This window comes from Mesorhizobium sp. M1348 (genome assembly GCF_040317925.1).
Classification (GTDB): Bacteria; Pseudomonadota; Alphaproteobacteria; order Rhizobiales; family Rhizobiaceae; genus Mesorhizobium.
The window spans coordinates 23,122-41,789 of record NZ_JAMYLH010000008.1 but is presented as its reverse complement, the minus strand read 5'-3'; the positions used below and the strand labels follow the sequence as shown (position 1 = coordinate 41,789).

The 18,668-nt window shown below is 64.3% G+C and carries 15 protein-coding genes and 1 pseudogene; 15 read left to right on the top strand and 1 reads right to left on the bottom strand.

The window, feature by feature from the left end; translation table 11 throughout:
- Nucleotides 1-5: 5 nt before the first annotated feature.
- The 5 genes from NKH13_RS15805 to NKH13_RS15785 all read left to right on the top strand — a co-directional run bounded on the left by NKH13_RS15805 (nt 6) and on the right by NKH13_RS15785 (nt 6,705).
- On the top strand, nt 6-1,019 hold the full coding sequence (locus NKH13_RS15805) for an ABC transporter substrate-binding protein (RefSeq protein ID WP_352468173.1): 1,014 nt from the start codon (nt 6-8) through the stop codon (nt 1,017-1,019).
- A 47-nt stretch (nt 1,020-1,066) separates the two neighbouring features.
- Entirely contained in the window at nt 1,067-2,587 is a 1,521-nt protein-coding gene (locus NKH13_RS15800) for a sugar ABC transporter ATP-binding protein (RefSeq protein ID WP_352912957.1), read from the top strand.
- Nucleotide 2,588: 1 nt separating this feature from the next.
- On the top strand, nt 2,589-3,563 hold the full coding sequence (locus NKH13_RS15795; RefSeq protein ID WP_352912956.1) for an ABC transporter permease: 975 nt from the start codon (nt 2,589-2,591) through the stop codon (nt 3,561-3,563).
- A gap of 2 nt (nt 3,564-3,565) precedes the next feature.
- Nucleotides 3,566-4,513 carry an ABC transporter permease gene (locus tag NKH13_RS15790; protein ID WP_023678189.1) on the top strand — a complete coding sequence of 316 codons (948 nt, stop codon included), beginning with the start codon at nt 3,566-3,568 and terminating at the stop codon, nt 4,511-4,513.
- Nucleotides 4,514-4,635: 122 nt separating this feature from the next.
- Nucleotides 4,636-6,705 carry a 3-hydroxyacyl-CoA dehydrogenase NAD-binding domain-containing protein gene (locus tag NKH13_RS15785; RefSeq protein WP_352912955.1) on the top strand — a complete coding sequence of 690 codons (2,070 nt, stop codon included), beginning with the start codon at nt 4,636-4,638 and terminating at the stop codon, nt 6,703-6,705.
- A 7-nt stretch (nt 6,706-6,712) separates the two neighbouring features.
- Here the strand turns inward: NKH13_RS15785 and NKH13_RS15780 are convergent, their stop codons facing one another.
- Nucleotides 6,713-7,525 (bottom strand): helix-turn-helix transcriptional regulator, encoded by an 813-nt coding sequence (locus NKH13_RS15780; RefSeq protein WP_352912954.1) that lies wholly within the window; start codon nt 7,523-7,525, stop codon nt 6,713-6,715.
- A 114-nt stretch (nt 7,526-7,639) separates the two neighbouring features.
- On the opposite strand from NKH13_RS15780, the gene NKH13_RS15775 reads away from it, so the two are divergent.
- From NKH13_RS15775 to NKH13_RS15730, 10 genes and pseudogenes are all read left to right on the top strand, one after another.
- Nucleotides 7,640-8,770 carry an ABC transporter ATP-binding protein gene (locus tag NKH13_RS15775; protein ID WP_352912953.1) on the top strand — a complete coding sequence of 377 codons (1,131 nt, stop codon included), beginning with the start codon at nt 7,640-7,642 and terminating at the stop codon, nt 8,768-8,770.
- A pseudogene (locus NKH13_RS15770) lies at nt 8,751-9,913 on the top strand (ABC transporter substrate-binding protein). The gene NKH13_RS15775 and the pseudogene NKH13_RS15770 overlap by 20 nt, the downstream one beginning before the upstream one ends.
- A 77-nt stretch (nt 9,914-9,990) precedes the next feature.
- On the top strand, nt 9,991-10,854 hold the full coding sequence (locus NKH13_RS15765) for an ABC transporter permease (RefSeq protein WP_352912952.1): 864 nt from the start codon (nt 9,991-9,993) through the stop codon (nt 10,852-10,854).
- The gene (locus NKH13_RS15760) at nt 10,854-11,666 is read left to right on the top strand and encodes an ABC transporter permease (RefSeq protein WP_352912951.1); all 813 of its coding nucleotides are present in this window, start codon (nt 10,854-10,856) and stop codon (nt 11,664-11,666) included. Before NKH13_RS15765 ends, NKH13_RS15760 begins: the two co-directional genes overlap by 1 nt.
- A 12-nt stretch (nt 11,667-11,678) precedes the next feature.
- Nucleotides 11,679-12,440, top strand: a complete 762-nt coding sequence (locus NKH13_RS15755) for an SDR family NAD(P)-dependent oxidoreductase (RefSeq protein ID WP_352912950.1) — start codon at nt 11,679-11,681, stop codon at nt 12,438-12,440.
- 144 nt (nt 12,441-12,584) lie between these two features.
- Nucleotides 12,585-13,790 (top strand): 3-oxoadipyl-CoA thiolase, encoded by a 1,206-nt coding sequence (pcaF, locus tag NKH13_RS15750; RefSeq protein ID WP_352912949.1) that lies wholly within the window; start codon nt 12,585-12,587, stop codon nt 13,788-13,790.
- 152 nt (nt 13,791-13,942) lie between these two features.
- Nucleotides 13,943-14,974 carry a BMP family protein gene (locus NKH13_RS15745; RefSeq protein ID WP_352912948.1) on the top strand — a complete coding sequence of 344 codons (1,032 nt, stop codon included), beginning with the start codon at nt 13,943-13,945 and terminating at the stop codon, nt 14,972-14,974.
- Nucleotides 14,975-15,153: 179 nt separating this feature from the next.
- Nucleotides 15,154-16,665, top strand: a complete 1,512-nt coding sequence (locus NKH13_RS15740) for an ABC transporter ATP-binding protein (protein ID WP_502908311.1) — start codon at nt 15,154-15,156, stop codon at nt 16,663-16,665.
- On the top strand, nt 16,665-17,720 hold the full coding sequence (locus NKH13_RS15735) for an ABC transporter permease (RefSeq protein ID WP_352912947.1): 1,056 nt from the start codon (nt 16,665-16,667) through the stop codon (nt 17,718-17,720). The genes NKH13_RS15740 and NKH13_RS15735 overlap by 1 nt, the downstream gene beginning before the upstream one ends.
- A complete protein-coding gene (locus NKH13_RS15730) occupies nt 17,717-18,661 on the top strand; it encodes an ABC transporter permease (RefSeq protein WP_352912946.1) in 945 nt (314 codons plus the stop codon). Before NKH13_RS15735 ends, NKH13_RS15730 begins: the two co-directional genes overlap by 4 nt.
- Nucleotides 18,662-18,668 lie beyond the last annotated feature (7 nt).

Here is an 18,668-nt window from a genome sequence, read left to right as displayed (position 1 = left end):
ATGACATGAAGAAAATATTCGTTTTGGGCGCCCTTGCGGCAATGCTTGCCGCAGGCACCGCGCTTGCCGACACCAGCGGCAAGAAGATCGCCTTCTCCAACAATTACGCCGGCAATTCCTGGCGGCAGGCGATGCTGGACAGCTACGCCATCGTCACCAAGAAGGCGGTTGCCGACAAGGTGGTCGGCGCCGCCGACGTCTTCACGACGGCCGACAAGGAAGTGCCGACGCAGGCAGCCCAGGTGCAGAACCTGATCCTGCAGGGCTATGACGCGATCGTTATCAATGCGGCGTCTCCGGATGCGCTCAACGGCGCCATCAAGCAGGCCTGCGACGCCGGCATTGTCGTCGTCTCCTTCGACGGCATCGTCACCGAACCCTGCGCCTACCGGGTGGTCGTCGACTTCAAGGACATGGGCAAGCAGGAAGTCGAGCAGATGGCCAAATTCCAACCCAAGGGCGGCAACCTCCTGGAAATCCGCGGCCTCGCCGGCACCTCGATCGACGATGCCATCCATGCCGGCATCCTCGAAGGCGTCGCCGCCCATCCCGAGTTCAAGATCGTCGGCTCGGTGACCGGCGACTGGGACCAGACCACGGCACAGAAGGCCGTAGCGACGATCCTGCCGTCGCTGCCGGATGTGGTCGGTGTCGTCGACCAGGGCGGTGACGGCTATGGCGCGGCGCAGGCTTTCGCCGCTGCCGGCAAGCCGCGCCCGACCATCATCATGGGCAATCGCCAGGACGAGTTGCAGTGGTGGAAGGAGCAGAAGGAAAAGGACGGTTACCAGACCTGGTCGGCATCGATCGCACCGGGCGTATCGACGCTTGCCTTCTGGGTGGCGCAGCAGGTGCTCGACGGCCGCACCGACGTGCCGCACGACCTGCTGGTCCCCTATCTTGCCTTCACCCAGGACGATTTCGAGGCCGCGCTGCCGAAGATTCCGAAGGGCGGCGTCGCCAGCCACGAATACACGCAGGAAGACGCCGTCGCGGCGATCAAGGCCAACATCAAGTGAGCATGGCACTATTGTTGCCGCCACAGATAACCGGGTATCGTTAAGGGATGCCCGAGGCCAGTGCAGACATCATCAGGCCTGACGGCGCCGAAAAGCATTTCGGCGCCGTCAGTTTGGACATCATAAGACTGGACGGAGCCGAAAAACATTTCGGCGCCGTCAGGGCGCTCGCCGGTGTCGATTTCAGCGTTCGTGCTGGAGAATGCGTCGGTCTTGTCGGCCATAACGGCGCCGGAAAATCGACGCTCATGCATATGGTGGCGGGCACGCTTACCCCGGACGGCGGGCAGATCGCGGTCCGCGGCGGCGTCGAGGCAAGTTATTCGGTGCCGCGCGCGCAGCAGCTCGGCATACGCTGCGTGTTCCAGGAACTGTCGCTCTGCCCCAACCTCAGCGTCGCCGAAAACACGCGGATCAACCACGCCTCGCTTAATGGCTTCGGCTGGCGGCGCAAGGCGACCGATCTGATCGCCGCCAAGCTCGACGAGATCTTCCCCGGCCACAGCATCTCGGCATCCGACATCGTCGGCGACCTTTCCATCACCAGCCGGCAGATGGTGGAAGTGGCGCGCGCCTTCACGGTCACGCAGGAGCCGCTCGAACTGGTCATCCTCGACGAGCCGACATCCTCGCTCGATGCGCATACCGCCGGCCAGCTGCTGGCGTTCGTGCGCCACTTCATAGCCGCCGGCAAGAGCTGCATCCTAATCTCGCATGTGCTGGGCGAAGTGCTCGGAAACGCCGACCGCATCGTCGTGATGCGTGACGGCAAGGTCGTCGCCGCCGGGCAGGCCGATCAATTCGACCGCGACAGGCTGGTGACGGCGATGGGCGGAGCGGAGGCGCGCGAGAAGGCCGCGGCCGAGATTGCGAGCGGCAAGCCGGAGCCCGGTCCGCTGCGGGTCCGGGCGCGTCCGGCGCGACAGCAGGACGGCAACGAGCTTGTCGCCCGTGCCGGTGAGATCATCGGGCTTGCCGGGCTTGCCGGGCATGGGCAGACCGATCTTTTGCTGGCGATCTTTGCCGCGGCTTCCCGCGCCAAGACCGGCATCGAGGTTACCGCGCCGGTGGCGCTGGTTGCCGGCGACCGCCAGTCGGACGGGATTTTTCCGCAATGGTCGATCGCCGAGAACATCGGCATCCGTTCGCTGGCGCGATTGCGCAACGGCCTTTTGATCTCGCCGCAGCGCGAAGCTGAGCTCGCCGAGCTGTGGCAGCGGAAAATCGGCATCCGCACGCCCGACATGAACAACAACATCTTCTCGCTGTCCGGCGGCAACCAGCAGAAGGCCTTGTTCGCGCGGGCGCTCGGCTCCGACGCCAAGATCGTGCTGATGGACGATCCGATGCGCGGCGTCGACATCGGCACCAAGCTCGAAGTCTACGACCTCGTGCGCGAAGAGGCTCGCCATGGCCGCACATTCCTCTGGTACACCACCGAAACCGAAGAGCTCGACAATTGCGACCACATCTATGTGTTCAAGAACGGCCGGATCGTCGCCAACCTTCGCCGCGACGAACTGACAGAGGAAAAGATCATCCAGTCCTCGTTCGGCGACGCGGCCTGAGATGACAGCGGTATCCATCGAGAATGGGCTAAAATCTTCGGCTCGCGCCACGAGGCGGGCGCGCACGCTGCGCAGCCTGCTGCCGGCACTGTCGCTGGCGCTGGTGCTCATCGCCATTGCCTGGCTCAATCCGCGCGCCATCAGTTATTTTGGCTTCAGCCTGATGCTCAATCTGGCGATCCCGATCGCGCTGGCGACGATCGCGCAGATGTTCGTCATCGCCGGCAACGAGCTCGATCTGTCGATCGGCACCTTTGTCGGCTTCGTCGGCTGCGTGACGGCGACGTGGCTGAAGGACGCGCCACTGCTCGGCGTCGTGATCCTGCTCGGGTCGATCGGCGTCTACGCGCTGCTCGGCGCGCTGATCCATCTGCGCAACCTGCCCTCGATCGTGGTGACGCTCGGCATGAGTTTTGTCTGGCAGGGCCTGGCCATCCTGATCCTGCCGAAGCCCGGCGGCAAGGCGCCGGACTGGCTGCTGGCGCTGATGGCCTTCAAGCCACCCTTCATTCCGTTCCCGATCATCGCGGCATTGCTGATCGCAGCCGTCGTCCACTTTGGCCTGATGCGCACGTCCTATGGCGTCATCCTGCGCGGATCGGGCGGCAATTCAGCTGCACTGAAGCGCGCCGGCTGGTCGCTGCTCCGCACCAAGATCACACTGTTTGCGCTGACCGGCCTGTTCGGCGTTTTGTCCGGCATGGCGCTGATCGGCATCACCACCTCGGCCGATGCCAATATCGGCAATGGCTACACGCTGCTTTCGATCGCCGGCGTCATCCTCGGCGGCGGCGAGTTCGTCGGCGGCCGGGTGTCGCCGATCGGCGCCGTCATCGGCGCGCTGACGCTGGCCCTGGCCGCCTCGCCGCTCTTGACGTTCATGCACATTCCACCCGACTGGCAGGTCGCCGCCAATGGCGCCATCCTGATCATCGTGCTGGCGGCGCGGGTGCTGATCAGCCGCAGGGAGAGGTGAGCATGGCCTCGCTGCGGACACTGCTCGCCAGACCCTGGATCTGGTCGTTCTTCGGGGCGCTGCTGGTATGGCTGGCGACCATCGCCTTCACGGGCGGCTATGGAGGCGGCGGCATGATCACGGCGGCGCTGTCGCTCGCCGTCTTCACCGTCATCGTCGGCGTCGGGCAGATGTTCGTCATCACGCTCGGGCCGGGCAATGTCGACCTGTCGCTGCCGGCCAATATCGGCCTTGCCAGCGCCGTTGCCATGAAGGTCATGGACGGCAATGATGCGATGATCGCGGTCGGACTGCTGGCCGCACTTGCCTGCGGCATGGCGATCGGCGCCGTCAACTACCTCCTGATCTGGGCGCTGCGCATTCCGCCGATCATCGCCACGCTGTCGGCCAGCTTCGTCATCCAGTCAGTCGATATCAGCTATGGGCGGGGCTTGCAGATCAAGCCGCCGCCGGGCTTTGCCGACTTCACCAACTGGCAGGTGTTCGGCATCCCGGTGCTGGCGATCCTCACCGTGCTGTTCACCATCGGCGCCGGCATCGTTTTGCAGCGCATGATCTACGGACGCTCGGTGCTGGCGATCGGCCAGAACATCCGCGCCGCCTGGCTGGCAGGCGTCAATGTCGGCCGCACCCGCTTCCTCACCTACACGCTGTCGGGCGCGCTCGGCGGCCTCGACGGTGCATTGCTCGCCGGTTATTTCCGCGGCGCCAACGTCGATATCGGCAATGAGTATCTGCTGGCCTCGATCGCTGTCGTCGTCATCGGCGGCACGTCGGTGGCGGGCGGCAAGGCCAATGTGCCGGGGGTCTGGGGCGCAGCGCTGTTCCTGGTGCTGCTATTGACCATGCTCAACACGTTCGGCGTCAGCGTCGGCGTCCGCCTGGTGCTGACAGGGCTGATCATCGTCGGCGTCATCACCGCGGCCGGCGGGCAGAAGGCGTTGCGCTAAGGCAAGGCCCGACCCGGGGCGCGAGTATATCGGTCCAGTCCGCAAAACACGTGGTTCCCATCCGCATGCCAGCGCTGTAAATCCCGTCGCGCTATTGGCCAACATCATTGTATGAGGTTTGCGTGTCCGATTTCGTCAGCACTACAAGGCACGGCAACGTCGCGCTGGTGAGCATCGACAATCCGCCGGTCAACGCGCTGAGCTTTCATGTGCGCGAGCCGTTGATGCGGGCGCTTGTCTCGCTGCGCGACGAGCCTTCGGTGGCGGCAATCGTCATCGCCTGCGCTGGCCGGACCTTCGTCGCCGGCGCCGACATCACCGAGTTCGGCAAGCCGGTGCGGCAACCGGACCTGCGCGCCCTGGTCGCCGTGCTGGAAACTATCGCCAAGCCGACGGTCGCCGCCATTCATGGCACTGCGCTCGGCGGCGGCCTGGAACTGGCGCTCGGCTGCCATTTCCGTGTTGCCGACCAAGGGGCAAGGCTCGGCCTGCCGGAAGTCAAGCTCGGCCTGCTGCCGGGCGGCGGCGGCACGGTCCGCCTGCCGCGTCTCGTCGGTCCGCTGAAGGCGCTCAGCATGATCGTTTCGGGAACGCCGATCGTTGCGGCCGAGGCGCTCGCCGACGGCCTGGTGGATGCCGTCTTCCATGGCGACCTGATCGCGCAAGCGGTGAGTTTTGCGGCCGACATGGTCGCCAAAGGCGGTCCGTTCACGCCGGTGCGCGACCGCAATGATCGCCTCGACCAGGCCGACTTGCCGGCCTTCGACAAGCAGGCGGCAGCTCTTTCCAAAAAAGCACGCGGCCTCAAGGCGCCGATAGCCTGTGCGCAGTCGGTCCGCAACGCCCTGACGCTGCCCTTCGACGAAGCGCTGGCGGCCGAACGCGACCTGTTCCTCAAACTTGTCGCCGGCGACCAATCGCGCGCCCAGCGTCATTTGTTCTTTGCCGAACGTGAGGCGGCAAAGATCCCGGGCAAGGATGTCGGCAAGCGCGAGATCGCCCGGGTCGGCGTCATCGGCGCCGGCACGATGGGCGGGGGCATCGCCATGGCATTCGCCAATGGCGGCGTCCCCGTGACCTTGCTGGAAGCGACACAGGAAGCCTTGCAGCGCGGGCTGGCGACGATCGACAAGAATTATGCCGTTTCCGTCATCCGCGGCTCCCTGAGCGAAGATGCCAAGCGCGAACGGCTGGATTTGTTCAGGGGCAGCACCGACTATGCCGACCTCGCCGATTGCGACCTGATCGTCGAGGCTGTGTTCGAGGAAATGGCGGTCAAGAAGGAGGTATTCGGCAGGCTGGATGCCGTGGCCAAACCGGGCGCGATCCTCGCCACCAACACCTCCTATCTCGACGTCAACGAAATCGCCGCTTCGACGTCGCGGCCGCAAGATCTCCTCGGCATGCACTTCTTTTCGCCGGCTAACGTCATGAAGCTTTTGGAAATCGTCCGCGCCGACAAGACTTCGCCCGACGTGCTGACGACCATCGTCGATCTGGCGCGGCGGATCGGCAAGGTGCCGGTCGTCGTCGGCGTCTGCCACGGCTTCGTCGGCAACCGCATGCTGGCTGCGCGCGGTGCGGAACTGGAGATGCTTCTGCTCGAGGGCGCAATGCCGCGCCAGGTCGACCAGGCGTTCACCGATTTCGGCTGGCCGATGGGGCCGTTCGAGATGAGTGATCTCGCCGGCCTCGACATAGGCTGGCGCAACCGCAAGGCGCGCGGCCAGACGGCGGCAATCGCCGATGCACTGTGCGAACAGGGGCATTTCGGCCAGAAGACCGGCAGCGGCTTCTATCGCTATGATGACGGTTCGCGCACGCCGCTGCCCAATCCCGAGGTCGAGGCGCTAATCCGCAACAAGGCTGCCGAGCGCGGCATTGCACCGCGCCCGATCGGCACCGAGGAGATCATCGAGCGGACGCTCTATCCGATGATCAACGAGGGCGCGAAAATCCTGGAGGAGGGAATAGCCGCCCGCGCGTCCGATATCGACGTCGTCTGGGTCAACGGCTATGGCTTCCCGGTCGGCAAGGGCGGACCGATGTTCTGGGCAAGCCTCGAAGGCGTGGACAAGATCATCCGGCGGCTGGATCACTGGCACCAGCAGACCGGCAAGGACGTCTTTCGGGTGGCACCTCTGCTCAGGCAGATGGCCGAAACCGGTTCCTGGGACGGTGCTGCCGGATAAATGTGGACTACCGAATCCGCGCGTCCATGATCTCGACGAAACGTGCGAACAGGCCGGCCTGCGATTTGATCTTGAGCTTGCGGTAAATGTTGCGGCGATGAACTTTTACGGTTCCCGGCACGATGCGCATCGCCCTGGCAATCGATTCCGTGGAATGGCCCTGAAGCACCAGATCGACGACATGCTGTTCGCGCGGCGTGAGCGAAAGGCTCTTCCAGATGTGAGCACGTTCGAACTCGCTGACCGGAGCAATCGCCTCGTCTTGCTTCGTCCCAACCGGTCCGTCAGCCGGAAGGATAGGCCAGCGCAGCCTGATGAGGCTGATCACCGCAGGCGCCATGTCGCGCAGCAACCTGGCATCGGCGGTTCCGAACGGCCCCGAAGCGCGCAATCGCATTAGCGAGAGCACCAGCGCGTCCTTTCCCGGCAGCGGCACGAAGAAGCCGACCTCCTCCGCAAGCCTGGTCTGGCTGTAATAGGAGCGGTAATATTCGCTGGCATAGAAGCGGTCCGGCGCCAATTCGCGCATGCGCCAAAAGCCTTCCTTGCGCTCGACTGCCGCATGGTGGAACGGGTCGAGCAGATAAGGCCCTTCCTGATAGAGCGCGACGAAGACGTGGCTTTCGGCCGGCGAGAATGTCTCGAACAGCAGCGGCGGGCGTGAGGCGCCGCGATAGCCGAAGATCACGCAATGATCGAAGCTGACATGCTGGCGGAGCCAGGCGACCATTGCTTTGCCGAAAAGCTCGCCGCTCGTCTCCCGCGTCGCTGCGATGAGCGCAGCGAGCCGGCTGTATTCATCGCTGCGCGAAACGCTCAATTCATACCCCTCCAAACGAGAAAATAGACGAAATATACCACCTGGGAGGTATATACTAGCTGCCATTGGCTCTGATAGCGTTTCGAGGTTAGCTACCCGCAGGAGCCCGCAGCTTTGACCGCAGTGCCCGATGTCGAGTTTCGCGGGGTCACCAAACGCTACGGCAGCGTGACCGCGGTCAGCGGCATCGATCTTGTCATCCCGCCGTCTGCCTTTGTCGCCTTACTCGGGCCGTCCGGCTGCGGCAAGACAACCTGCTTGCGCATGATCGGCGGCTTCGAACAGCCAAGCGAAGGTGTGGTATTCATCCGTGGCCGCGACATGGCCGGCACGCCGCCCTATCGGCGGCCGGTCAACATGGTGTTCCAGCAATATGCGTTGTTTCCGCATCTGGATGTGGAGGACAACGTCGCCTATGGCCTCCGCCAGGCGCGGCCGCGCCTGTCGTCGCGGGAGATCAGCCTGAAGGCAGGCGAGGCGCTAGCCATGGTTCGGCTTGCCGGCTATGGACGCCGCAAGATCCATGAGCTTTCCGGCGGCCAGCAGCAGCGTGTCGCCCTGGCGCGGGCGCTGGTCAACAAGCCGGCGGTGCTGCTGCTCGACGAGCCCCTGGCGGCGCTCGACAAGAAGCTGCGCACCGACATGCAGATAGAGCTGCAGAATCTGCAGCGCGAGATCGGCATCACCTTCGTCTTGGTCACCCACGATCAGGAAGAGGCACTGTCGATGAGCGATTTCGTCTGCGTCATGAATGGCGGGCGCATCGTCCAGCTTGGGCAGCCGAGCGAAATCTATGACGAACCCGCCGACCTCTTCGTCGCCGACTTCGTCGGCAAGACCAATCTCTTGAGCGGCAAGGTCGTCGGGCTCTCGGGCAAGCTCGTCGAGGTGGCGCTTGCCGACGGCACTGTCATTGCAGCGCGCAAGCGGACTCCGCTAGCTCAGGGTGAAGCCGTTTCGGTCAGCCTGCGCCCTGAATCGCTAAGCCTCGGCGCGCCCGGAAGCGGCCGGCTGAACGGGCTTGTCCGCAACCGGATCTTTCTCGGTTCGACCGCGGAATATGCAATCGAGGTCCAGGGCATCGGGACACTGCTCGCCAAGGCCGATCATCTGGTCGGCGGTGGAAATCTCTTCAAGCCGGGTGAACCCGTCGCCGTCGGCTTTACAGCCGGAACGCCGCTGGCGTTTCCGGAGAATAACGGGACCAACCAGTGGGAAAACAAAAATGTCGAAATCGTATCGTGACGGACTGCCGATAAGCCCTGAAAAATTCGTCGACCAGTTGATGCGCCTCAAGCGCGGTTCCATCGGCCGCCGCGAGTTCCTTGGCCTTACCGGCCTTGGTCTCGCTACCGCGGTAATGGCCCGCGAACTCGGCATCATGCCGTCGCCAGCCTTCGCCCAGGAGGGGCTTGGCGACCGCATGTCGATTGCCACCTGGCCCAATTATCACGACCCGGCGACGTTCGAGAATTTCAAGGCCGAGACCGGTGTTGCCGTCGAGGTCAACGTGTTCGGGTCAAACGAGGAGATGCTGGCCAAGCTGCAGGCCGGCGCCTCGGGCTGGAGCCTTTTCGTTCCGACCAACTACACGATCTCGACTTACAAGAAGCTTGGCATCATCGAAGCGCTGGATATGGCCAAGCTTGCCAATTATGACGGCTCGCAAGAAGACCCGCGCTTCACTGGGGAAGGCACCATCGACGGCGTGACCTACGCTGTGCCGAAGAATTGGGGCACCACCGGCTTTGCCGTCAACACCAAGAAACTGGCCAAGCCGATGACGAGCTGGAAGGAATTCTGGGACACGGCCATGGCGGAGGGCGACGGCCGGACCATGGTTCATGATTACCAGCTGACCACGATCGGCAACGCGCTGAAATATTTCGGCTTCTCGTTCAACTCGCTGAAGCCGGACGAACTCGCCAAGGCGGAGGAATTGCTGCTGAAGGTCAAGCCGCATCTGTTCGCGGTCTCCAGCGACTACCAGCCGTCGATGCGTGCCGGCGACGCCTGGATGACGATGTGCTGGACCAATGACGGGGCGCAGCTCCACCGCGACATCCCCGAAATCGCCTATGTGCTTGGCAAGGAAGGCGGCGAGATCTGGACCGACTTCTACGCAATCCCCAAGGATGCGCCCAACAAGCCTGCCGGTTATGCCTTGCTCAACTATTTGATGAACCCGAAGTCGCGGTCAAGGAGCACCTGGCCAATGGTGCGCCTTCCACCGATGCGCGGGTCAATGCGCTGCTGCCCAAGGAGGTGCTGGAAAATCCGATCCTCTATCCGGCGGCGGATCTGCTGAAGCCACTCGAATTCGGTGCAGCCGCGACCTTGACCGATCCGGGCCGGGCCGAATTGATGGCACGCTTCAAGTCGGCTTGACCGGGGCGGACCATAGGTCCGATGCAGGCAACTCCCCCGGCGGGCAGATGTCCGCCGGCACCGGGGCGGTTTTTTCAATGCGCAGCAATGTTTTTCGTCACAATCTCCTGACCGCCCTGCTGCTCGGTCCGGCGACCGCGTGGCTGTTGGTGTTTTTAGTTTTGCCGTTCGTCGCGATCACCGTCTTCAGTGTCGGCGAGCGGGCGCCGGAAGGCGGATATCAGGCCGCTTTCACCTTGGCGCAGTATGCCAATCTTCCGGCGCGGGCGACCGCCTTCTGGAACACCATGGTGCTGGCGCCGGCGGGTGCACTGGCCTGCCTTCTCGTTGCCTATCCGGCCGCCTATTACCTCGCTTTGCGCGCGCCGGAACGGTGGCGACTGATCCTGCTGGCGCTTGTCGTCATCCCGTTCTGGACCAGCCTGCTGATGCGAACCTATGCCTGGATGTATGTGCTTGGCGGGCGTGGCATCCCGGCTCTGCTGGCCTATGTCGGGGTCGAGGACGTGCGGCTGATCAACACGCCGGGAGCGGTTCTGCTCGGCATCGTCTATGGTTACCTACCGCTGATGATCCTGCCGATTTATGTTAGCCTCGAGCGGCTCGACCGCCGGCTGCTGGAGGCCTCCGCCGATCTCGGCGCGACGCCGCTCTCGACATTCCTCGGCGTGACGCTGCGGCTCTCTTTGCCGGGTGTGATGACCGGCTTCTCGCTGGTCATTATCCTGCTGCTCGGCGAATATCTGATCCCGACACTGCTCGGCGGCGGCAAGGTCTTCTTCATCGGCAACGCGCTGGTCGATCTGTTCCTGCAATCGCGCAACTGGCCATTCGGGTCGGCAATCGCCATCACGCTTGTGGCGGTTTCCGTGGTCGTGCTGCTTGCCGCGAACCGCATTTCGACCCGGCTTTCGGGTGCCCGCCGGGTGGACCTGATCTGATGCGTGCCTTCGTCGTTGCGGTCTTCGCCTTTCTCTACCTGCCGATCGCGCTGGTGGTGCTGTTCTCATTCAACGCCGGCCACCACGCCAGCGAGTTCACCGGCTTCTCGGTGCAGTGGTACGGCAAGGCACTGGCAAACCCTTTCCTGGTCGAAGCGCTGAAGAACAGCCTGTTCATCGCCACGACCAGCGCCTTGCTGGCGGCACTCTGCGGCACGGCGGCGGCGCTAGGCCTGGCGCGTGTTGGCGCCCGAACACGAGCCGTCTTCGATGCCCTCCTGGGGGCTGCGATCGTCGTTCCGGGCGTGGTCATCGGCATCTCGACACTGGTCGCGCTGGTCCAGCTGTTTGGGCTCGTCAACCCGTTTGTCGCTTCGCTGTGGCCGAACGACCAGCCACCGCGCCTGGCGCTTGGCTATGGCTCGATCATCGCCGCGCACGGGCTGTTTTCGATGGCGCTGGTGGCGATGATTGTCGGCACGCGCCTCGGCAGCCTCGACCGCAACCTGGTCGAGGCCTCGAGCGACCTCTATGCCACCCCGCTGACGACGTTCCGCAGCATCGTGTTGCCGCAGATCATGCCGGCGGTAATCGCCGGCTTCCTGCTCGCCTTCACATTCTCCTTCGACGATTTCATCGTCGCTTTCTTCGTCGCCGGCGCACAGACGACATTGCCGATCTATGTCTTTGCCTCGATCCGGCGCGGGGTCACGCCGGAGATCAATGCCATCGCGACGATCGTGCTTGTCGCCTCCGTTCTGCTCGTGGTGCTTGCCCGATGGCAACTGCGGCAACGAAAACCATCACACTGAAAGATAAAAAACATGATTCTGAGAGATCGCATCGCCGTGGTGACGGGTGCCGGGTCGGGGATCGGGCGTGCCGGCGCCATGATGATGGCCAGGGAAGGCGCGCTCGTGGTGATCGCCGACAGGGACCAGGCGGCGGGGGAAGCAACCGCTTCCGACATTCGTGCGGCCGGCGGTCGGGCCGAGGCAGTCGCCACCGATGTCGGCGAGGATGCGGCGGTCGAGCAGCTCATTGCAGGAACGCTGGGCCGGCATCGGCGGATCGACATCCTGCACAATCATGCCGGGATCCAGGTCGGCGGCACGCTGACCGAAGTCGGCGCCGACGGCATGGATGCCTCCTGGCGGATCAATGTGCGGGCGCAGTTCCTCGCGGCCAGGCTGGTCATGCCGTCGATGATCGCGCAAGGCGGCGGGGTGATCCTGAATACCGCCTCGAATTCGGGTGTGTTCTACGACCGCGAAATGATCGCCTACGCAACGTCAAAACATGCAGTGGTGGCGATGACCCGGCAGATGTCGCTCGACTATGCCAAACACAATGTCCGCATCAACGCGCTGTGCCCCGGCTGGGTCGATACGCCCTTCAACGAACCGTTCATCACGCAGATGGGCGGGCGGGCGGCGATCGAAAACTATGTCCGCACCAAGATCCCCATGCAGCGCTGGGCCAGCGCGGAGGAAATCGCCGAAGCGATCCTGTTCCTCGTCTCCGACCGCTCGTCCTTCATGACCGGCCAGGCGCTGGTGATCGACGGTGGCGAAAGCGTCGGCTGATCCGCCGCTCCCCGCATTTAGGAGCGGAAGATATCCTCTTGGCCTAACGGCCGGCGGCGAGATGTGCTTTCGTCTCAAGGAGAATGCGGCCAACATGGCTGGGCCGGGAGCAGAAATCGTCAGCGCAAAAGGGAAGGCTTCATAATGGCCGAGGCCTATATCTGCGACTACATCCGCACGCCGATAGGACGCTTCGGCGGTTCGTTGTCTGCGGTCCGCGCCGACGATCTTGGCGCGATCCCTCTGAAGGCGCTGGTCGAGCGCAATCCCGGCGTCGACTGGGCTGCCATTGACGACGTCGTCTATGGCTGCGCCAATCAGGCCGGCGAGGACAATCGCAATGTGGCGCGCATGGCGTTGCTGTTGGCCGGCCTGCCCAAGGAGGTTCCCGGCTCGACAGTCAATCGCCTCTGCGGTTCGGGAATGGATGCAGTGATGATTGCCGCCCGCGCCATCAAGGCCGGCGAGGCGGAGCTGATGATATCAGGCGGCGTCGAATCGATGAGCCGTGCTCCGTTTGTCATGCCGAAGGCGGAAACCGCCTTTTCGCGCAATGCCGAGATTTACGACACCACGATCGGCTGGCGCTTTGTCAATCCGCTGATGAAGAAGCAATACGGCGTCGATTCGATGCCTGAGACCGGCGAGAACGTGGCGGAAGAGTTCGCGGTCTCCCGCGCGGACCAGGATGCGTTTGCCGTGCGCAGCCAGGACAAGGCGGTCGCCGCACAAGCCAATGGCCGCCTGGCGAAGGAAATCACGCCGGTGACGATCCCGCAGCGCAAGGGCGATCCGGTGGTCGTATCAAAGGACGAGCATCCGCGCGCGGGTACGACCGTCGAAGCGTTGGCCAAGTTGCCGACGCCGTTCCGGCAAGGCGGCACGGTCACGGCCGGCAATGCGTCGGGCGTCAACGACGGCGCGGCGGCGCTGATCGTCGCCTCGGAAGCAGCCGTGAAAAGATACGGGTTGACGCCGATCGCCCGTATCCTCGGCGGTGCCACTGCCGGCGTGGCGCCGCGCATCATGGGCATCGGCCCGGTGCCGGCCACGCAAAAGCTATGTGCCCGGCTCGGCCTGACGCCGCAGCAATTCGACGTCGTCGAGCTCAACGAGGCCTTTGCCTCCCAAGGCATCGCCGTGCTGCGCCAGCTCGGCATCGCCGAAGACGCGGGGCACGTCAACCCGAATGGCGGCGCCATTGCGCTTGGCCATCCCCTCGGCATGTCCGGGGCGCGCATCACCGGCACGGCGGCATTGGAACTGCGCGAACGCGGCGGCCGCTACGGCCTCGCGACCATGTGCATCGGGGTCGGCCAAGGCATTGCGGTGGCGCTCGAGAGATTGTGAGCAAGCGTGGGTTTGCCGGGCCATTTAATGGCGCGTTCCGCCCACTCAAATTTGACCATGTGGACAAAAGCCGGGCACCGCTCCATAGTTCCTTCGCCGATATTCCAGAGAAGAGAGCCGGCTCGACACGGCGCCAATCAGAGGGGCATGCAATGGACAACGGGAAGAGCAGAATCCAATCGAAACGCGAAGGACTTTCGCGCCGCAATGTGCTGGAATTGGGCGCGCTCGGCCTTGCGGCGGCGATGCTGCCGGGCAGCGCCTTCGCTAAGACAAAGAAGCTGAAAGTGGCGGCGATCTTCGCCACGCCGATCGAGGAGCCGTGGGACAACCAGATCCACGTCGCCCTGCAGAAGGCCGAGAAGGAACTCGGCATCGAATACAAATGGTCGGAGAAGGTGCAGACCGCCGATTTCAGCCGTGTCATGCGCGAATATGCGCAAGGCGGCTATGAGCTGGTGCTGGGCGATGCCTTCGCCGCCGAGCGCGAATCGCGCAGGACCGCCAAGCAGTTTCCGAAAACGGCCTTCCTGTTCGGCTCCGGCGCTGGCCCGGCCGAGCCGAATTTCGGCGTTTTTGACAACTGGATCCACGAGCCGGCCTATCTGTCCGGGATGATCGCCGGAAAGATGTCGAAATCGGGCACGATCGGCACCGTCGCGGCGATGGGCATTCCGGAAGTGAACCGGCTGGTCAACGCCTTCTTTGCCGGCGCCAGGGAGGTCAATCCCAACATCAAGAAGAAGGTCGCCTTCATCGGCTCGTTCTTCGATCCGCCAAAGGCAAAGGAAGCGGCCGTCGCCCAGATCGATGCCGGCGTCGACGTCATCTATGCCGAGCGCTTCGGCGTCATCGAAGCGGCGGCGGAGAAGAAGATCCTCGCCATCTCCAACATGTCGGACCAGTCGAGCCTCGGCCCCGACACGGTGATCACCGGGCCGGTCTGGGATATGTATCCGACCGTCGAGCAGGCGATCAAGCTGGTCAAGGCCGGCGTCTTCACGGCGCAGGACTACGGCGATTTCTCGCGCATGGCCAAGGGGGGCTCCTACCTCGCGCCCTACCATAAATTCGACAAGACGCTGCCGGCCGAGGTCAAGGAACTGGTCGAGAAGAAGAAGGCCGAGATCCTCGATGGCAATTTCCGCGTCGACGTGGATGAGAATACGCCGGTCTCGGACTGAGAGATCCCTCCCCCTTGAGGGGAGGGTGGCCCGCAGGGCCGGGTGGGGTCCTCAGCGACGCGCTCCATCGTCTTAAGTCAAAGTCGAGGCAGCTGAGGTGACCCCTCCCGCCTCGCTTCGCTCGGTACCCTCCCCTCAAGGGGAGGGGTATCCGCGCCATCAACCCACCGGGAGCCATCTTGCCCGCCCCTCTCATCGAAATGCGCGGCATCTCCAAGAGCTTTGGCGCCGTCAAGGCGAACGAAGCCGTCGATCTCAGCGTCGCGCCGGGAGAGATCCTCGGGCTGCTCGGCGAAAACGGCGCCGGCAAGACGACGCTGATGAATGTGCTGTTCGGCGCCTATGCGCCTGACGCCGGCGAGATCCTGGTGCAGGGCCGGCCGGTGGCGATCAACAGCTCGGCCGATGCGCTTGCCGCCGGCATCGGCATGGTGCACCAGCATTTTCATCTCGCATCGCGGCTTTCGGTGCTGGAAAACCTCTTGATCGGCATTCCCGGCAGATCGGGCCGGATCGACCGGCCCGGCGGGCTGGCGCGGCTTGCCGAGATCGGCCGCCAGCACGGGCTGACGCTCGACCCGGACCTCCCCGTCGCGGCGCTGTCGGTGGGCGAGCAACAGCGGCTCGAGATCGTCAAGGCACTGTTTCGCGGCGCAAGGCTGCTGATCCTCGACGAGCCGACAGCGGTGCTGGCGCCAACCGAGGTCGACGGACTGTTTTCGGCGCTGCGCTCTATGGCGGCACAGGGGCTCGGCATCATCTTCATCTCGCACAAGCTCAACGAGGTGCGGGCGCTGACGCATCGCTGCGTCGTGCTCAGGCACGGGCGCGTTGCCGGCCGCGTCGATGCGCCGGCCAGCACGACATCTTCGGAGATGGCGCGGCTGATGTGCGGCCACGAGATCGTGCCGCCGGCCAGGGGGCCATCGACGCCGGGTGCGGCGGTACTGACGCTCGACGGCATCTCGACATCGCAGCATTCCGGCATGGCGCTGCGCGACGTGTCGCTGTCTGTACGTGGCGGCGAGATCCTTGGCATCGCCGGCGTCTCCGGCAATGGCCAGCGCGCGCTTGCCGAGGTTATCTCCGGCGTGCGAGCGCCCGATGCGGGACAGATGACGATAGCCGGCAAAGCAGTTTCGCGGTTCTCGCCGCGCGACGTGCAGGCGCTCGGCCTCGGCCGCATCCCGGAAGACCGTATGACGACAGGGCTGGTCACCAATCTGCCGCTCGCCGATTCCATGGTGCTGCCGCGCATCGGCACGGCGGCGTTCAGCCGCAACGGCCTGCTCAAGCCGGATGCGATCCGCGCCTTCGCCGAGGCGCAGATCAAGGCCTACGATATACGTTGCCCCGGGCCGATGACGCGCGCCGGGGCGCTTTCCGGCGGCAATCTGCAAAAGGCGCTTCTGGCGCGCGAACTCGCCTTCGATCCGAAGGTGCTGGTTGTTTCGCAGCCGACTCGCGGCCTCGATATCGGCGCCGCGCGCTTCATCCACGAAAAATTCCTCGACATGCGCGCCAAGGGCTGCGGCATCATCGTTATCGGCGAGGATCTGGAAGAGTTGCTGATGCTCTCGGATCGTATCGCGGTGATGTATGAGGGCCGCATCGTCAGCACGCTGGACAGCGCCGATGCCAGCGTTGCCAGACTCGGGTTGATGATGACTGGGGCGGAGGGAAAGGCTTGATGTTCCGTCTCGAGGCCCGCACCTCAACGCCCACCTGGTTCAATCTGGCGCTGCCGCTGCTCGCCATCGGGGCGGCGCTGATCCTGTGCAGCGGCCTGATCGCATTGGCCGGCGCCGGTGTCGTTGAGGCCTACGGCGTGATGTTTTCGGCGTCGCTGGGCGACAGCTATGCCATCACCGAAACGCTGGTGCGTGCCACTCCGATGATCTTCACCGGGCTTGCCGTGGCGGTCGCCTTCCGCGCCAAATTCTGGAACATCGGCGCCGAAGGACAATTGCTGGCCGGTGCGGTGGCGAGCTGTGCCGTCGGCGCCAGCCCGATGCCGGGTCCGCTCGCCATGCTGCTGATGGCGCTGGCGGGCGCCGCCGCCGGCGCGGCCGTCGCCCTGATCCCTGCGACGCTGCGGGTGAAATTCAGGGTCGATGACGTGGTCAGCTCGCTGCTGCTCAATTCGGTCATTTTCTACGCACTGATGGCGCTGATCGAGGGGCCATGGAAGGATAGTTTCAGCGGCTACCCGATCTCGCCGCCGATTGAGGATACGGCCAATTTTCCGGTGCTGCTCGAAGGCACGCGGCTGCATCTCGGCGTCGTCGCGGCGCTGGTCGCAGCACCCCTGATCTGGTTCGTGGTCGCGCGTACGACGCTCGGCTTCCGCATCAGGGTCATCGGCGAAAACCCCGAGGCGGCACGCTATGGCGGCATCAATGTCGAGCGGGTGCTGATTTCGACGGCGCTGCTGTCTGGCGCATTGGCCGGCCTTGCGGGCGTCGGCGAGGTCGGCGGCGTGCATTTCCAGGTGATGAGCGACATCTCGCCGGGCTATGGCTATTCCGGCATCGTCGTCGCCATGCTGGCGAGGCTCAATCCGCTCGGCGTGGTGCCGGCGGCGATTTTCCTTGCCGCGGTGATGACCGGCGCCGAGGCGATGTCGCGGGCGACCGGCGTTCCGGCCTTCCTCAGCGACGTTATTCAGGGAACGGCGCTGCTCGCCATGCTGGTGGCGCTGCTGTTCACCGCCTATCGCCTCCGCCGCGTGGGAACAGCCAAATGAGCGCGGTGCTGGAGCAGATATTCCAGGTCGGCTTCCTGGCCGCGATTATCCGCATCGCCACGCCGCTTGCCTTCGCGACGCTGGGCGAAATGTTTTCCGAACGCGCCGGGGTGCTTAATCTCGGTATCGAAGGCATCATGCTTTTGTCGGCAATGACCGGCTTCACCGCGGCGAGCCTCAGCGGCAGCCTCTGGCTTGGCGTGCTAGCGGCGGTGCTGACCGGGGCGCTGATGGGCGCCGTGCACGCGCTGTTCACGGTGGCGCTCGGCCTCAGCCAGCATGTCTGCGGCATCGGCGTGACGCTGTTCTCGTCGGGCCTTGCCTATTTCCTCTACCGGCTGATCTTCGGCCAGCAATCGGTGCCACCGAACATCAAGGGGTTCGAGACGCTGCCGATCCCGATCCTGTCCGGCATTCCGGTGCTTGGGCCGGCGGTGTTCAACCAGTTTTCGCTGGTCTACATGGCGATGCTGTCTATTCCCCTGGCCGCCGTCGTGCTCTACCGCACACCGTGGGGCCTGTCTGTTCGCATGGTCGGTGAAAACCCGCGGGCCGCCGATTCGGCAGGCGTCAGCGTCATCGCTACGCGCTTCCAGGCGGTGATTCTCGGCGGTGCCTTGATCGGGCTGGCCGGTGCCTTCCTGTCGATGGCGCAGTTCAACGCGTTCACCTTCGGCGTGGTTTCGGGGCGGGGCTGGGTGGCAATCGCACTCGTCGTTTTCGGCCGCTGGGATCCGTGGCGATCGGCAGGCGCGGCACTGCTGTTTGCCTTCGTCGACGCCTTGCAGTTGCGCATGCAAGCGAGTGGGCTCGGACACATTCCTTACGAGGCGTTCCTGATGCTGCCGTTCATCTTCACCATCGTCGCTATGGCGGTGATGTCGCGCAATGCGGTAGCCCCGTCGGCGCTGCTCAAGCCGTTCCGGCGCGAAGAGCGGTAGCGGCGCT

What these genes read in the sequence shown, in the direction of transcription:
- NKH13_RS15805 (WP_352468173.1), top strand. Translation starts at nt 6, where the DNA reads ATGAAGAAAATATTCGTTTTGGGCGCCCTTGCGGCAATGCTTGCCGCA.
- NKH13_RS15735 (WP_352912947.1), top strand. Translation starts at nt 16,665, where the DNA reads ATGTTCCGTCTCGAGGCCCGCACCTCAACGCCCACCTGGTTCAATCTG.
- NKH13_RS15800 (WP_352912957.1), top strand. Translation starts at nt 1,067, where the DNA reads ATGCCCGAGGCCAGTGCAGACATCATCAGGCCTGACGGCGCCGAAAAG.
- NKH13_RS15755 (WP_352912950.1), top strand. Translation starts at nt 11,679, where the DNA reads ATGATTCTGAGAGATCGCATCGCCGTGGTGACGGGTGCCGGGTCGGGG.
- NKH13_RS15790 (WP_023678189.1), top strand. Translation starts at nt 3,566, where the DNA reads ATGGCCTCGCTGCGGACACTGCTCGCCAGACCCTGGATCTGGTCGTTC.
- NKH13_RS15760 (WP_352912951.1), top strand. Translation starts at nt 10,854, where the DNA reads ATGCGTGCCTTCGTCGTTGCGGTCTTCGCCTTTCTCTACCTGCCGATC.
- NKH13_RS15765 (WP_352912952.1), top strand. Translation starts at nt 9,991, where the DNA reads ATGCGCAGCAATGTTTTTCGTCACAATCTCCTGACCGCCCTGCTGCTC.
- NKH13_RS15795 (WP_352912956.1), top strand. Translation starts at nt 2,589, where the DNA reads ATGACAGCGGTATCCATCGAGAATGGGCTAAAATCTTCGGCTCGCGCC.
- NKH13_RS15745 (WP_352912948.1), top strand. Translation starts at nt 13,943, where the DNA reads ATGGACAACGGGAAGAGCAGAATCCAATCGAAACGCGAAGGACTTTCG.
- NKH13_RS15730 (WP_352912946.1), top strand. Translation starts at nt 17,717, where the DNA reads ATGAGCGCGGTGCTGGAGCAGATATTCCAGGTCGGCTTCCTGGCCGCG.
- pcaF (WP_352912949.1), top strand. Translation starts at nt 12,585, where the DNA reads ATGGCCGAGGCCTATATCTGCGACTACATCCGCACGCCGATAGGACGC.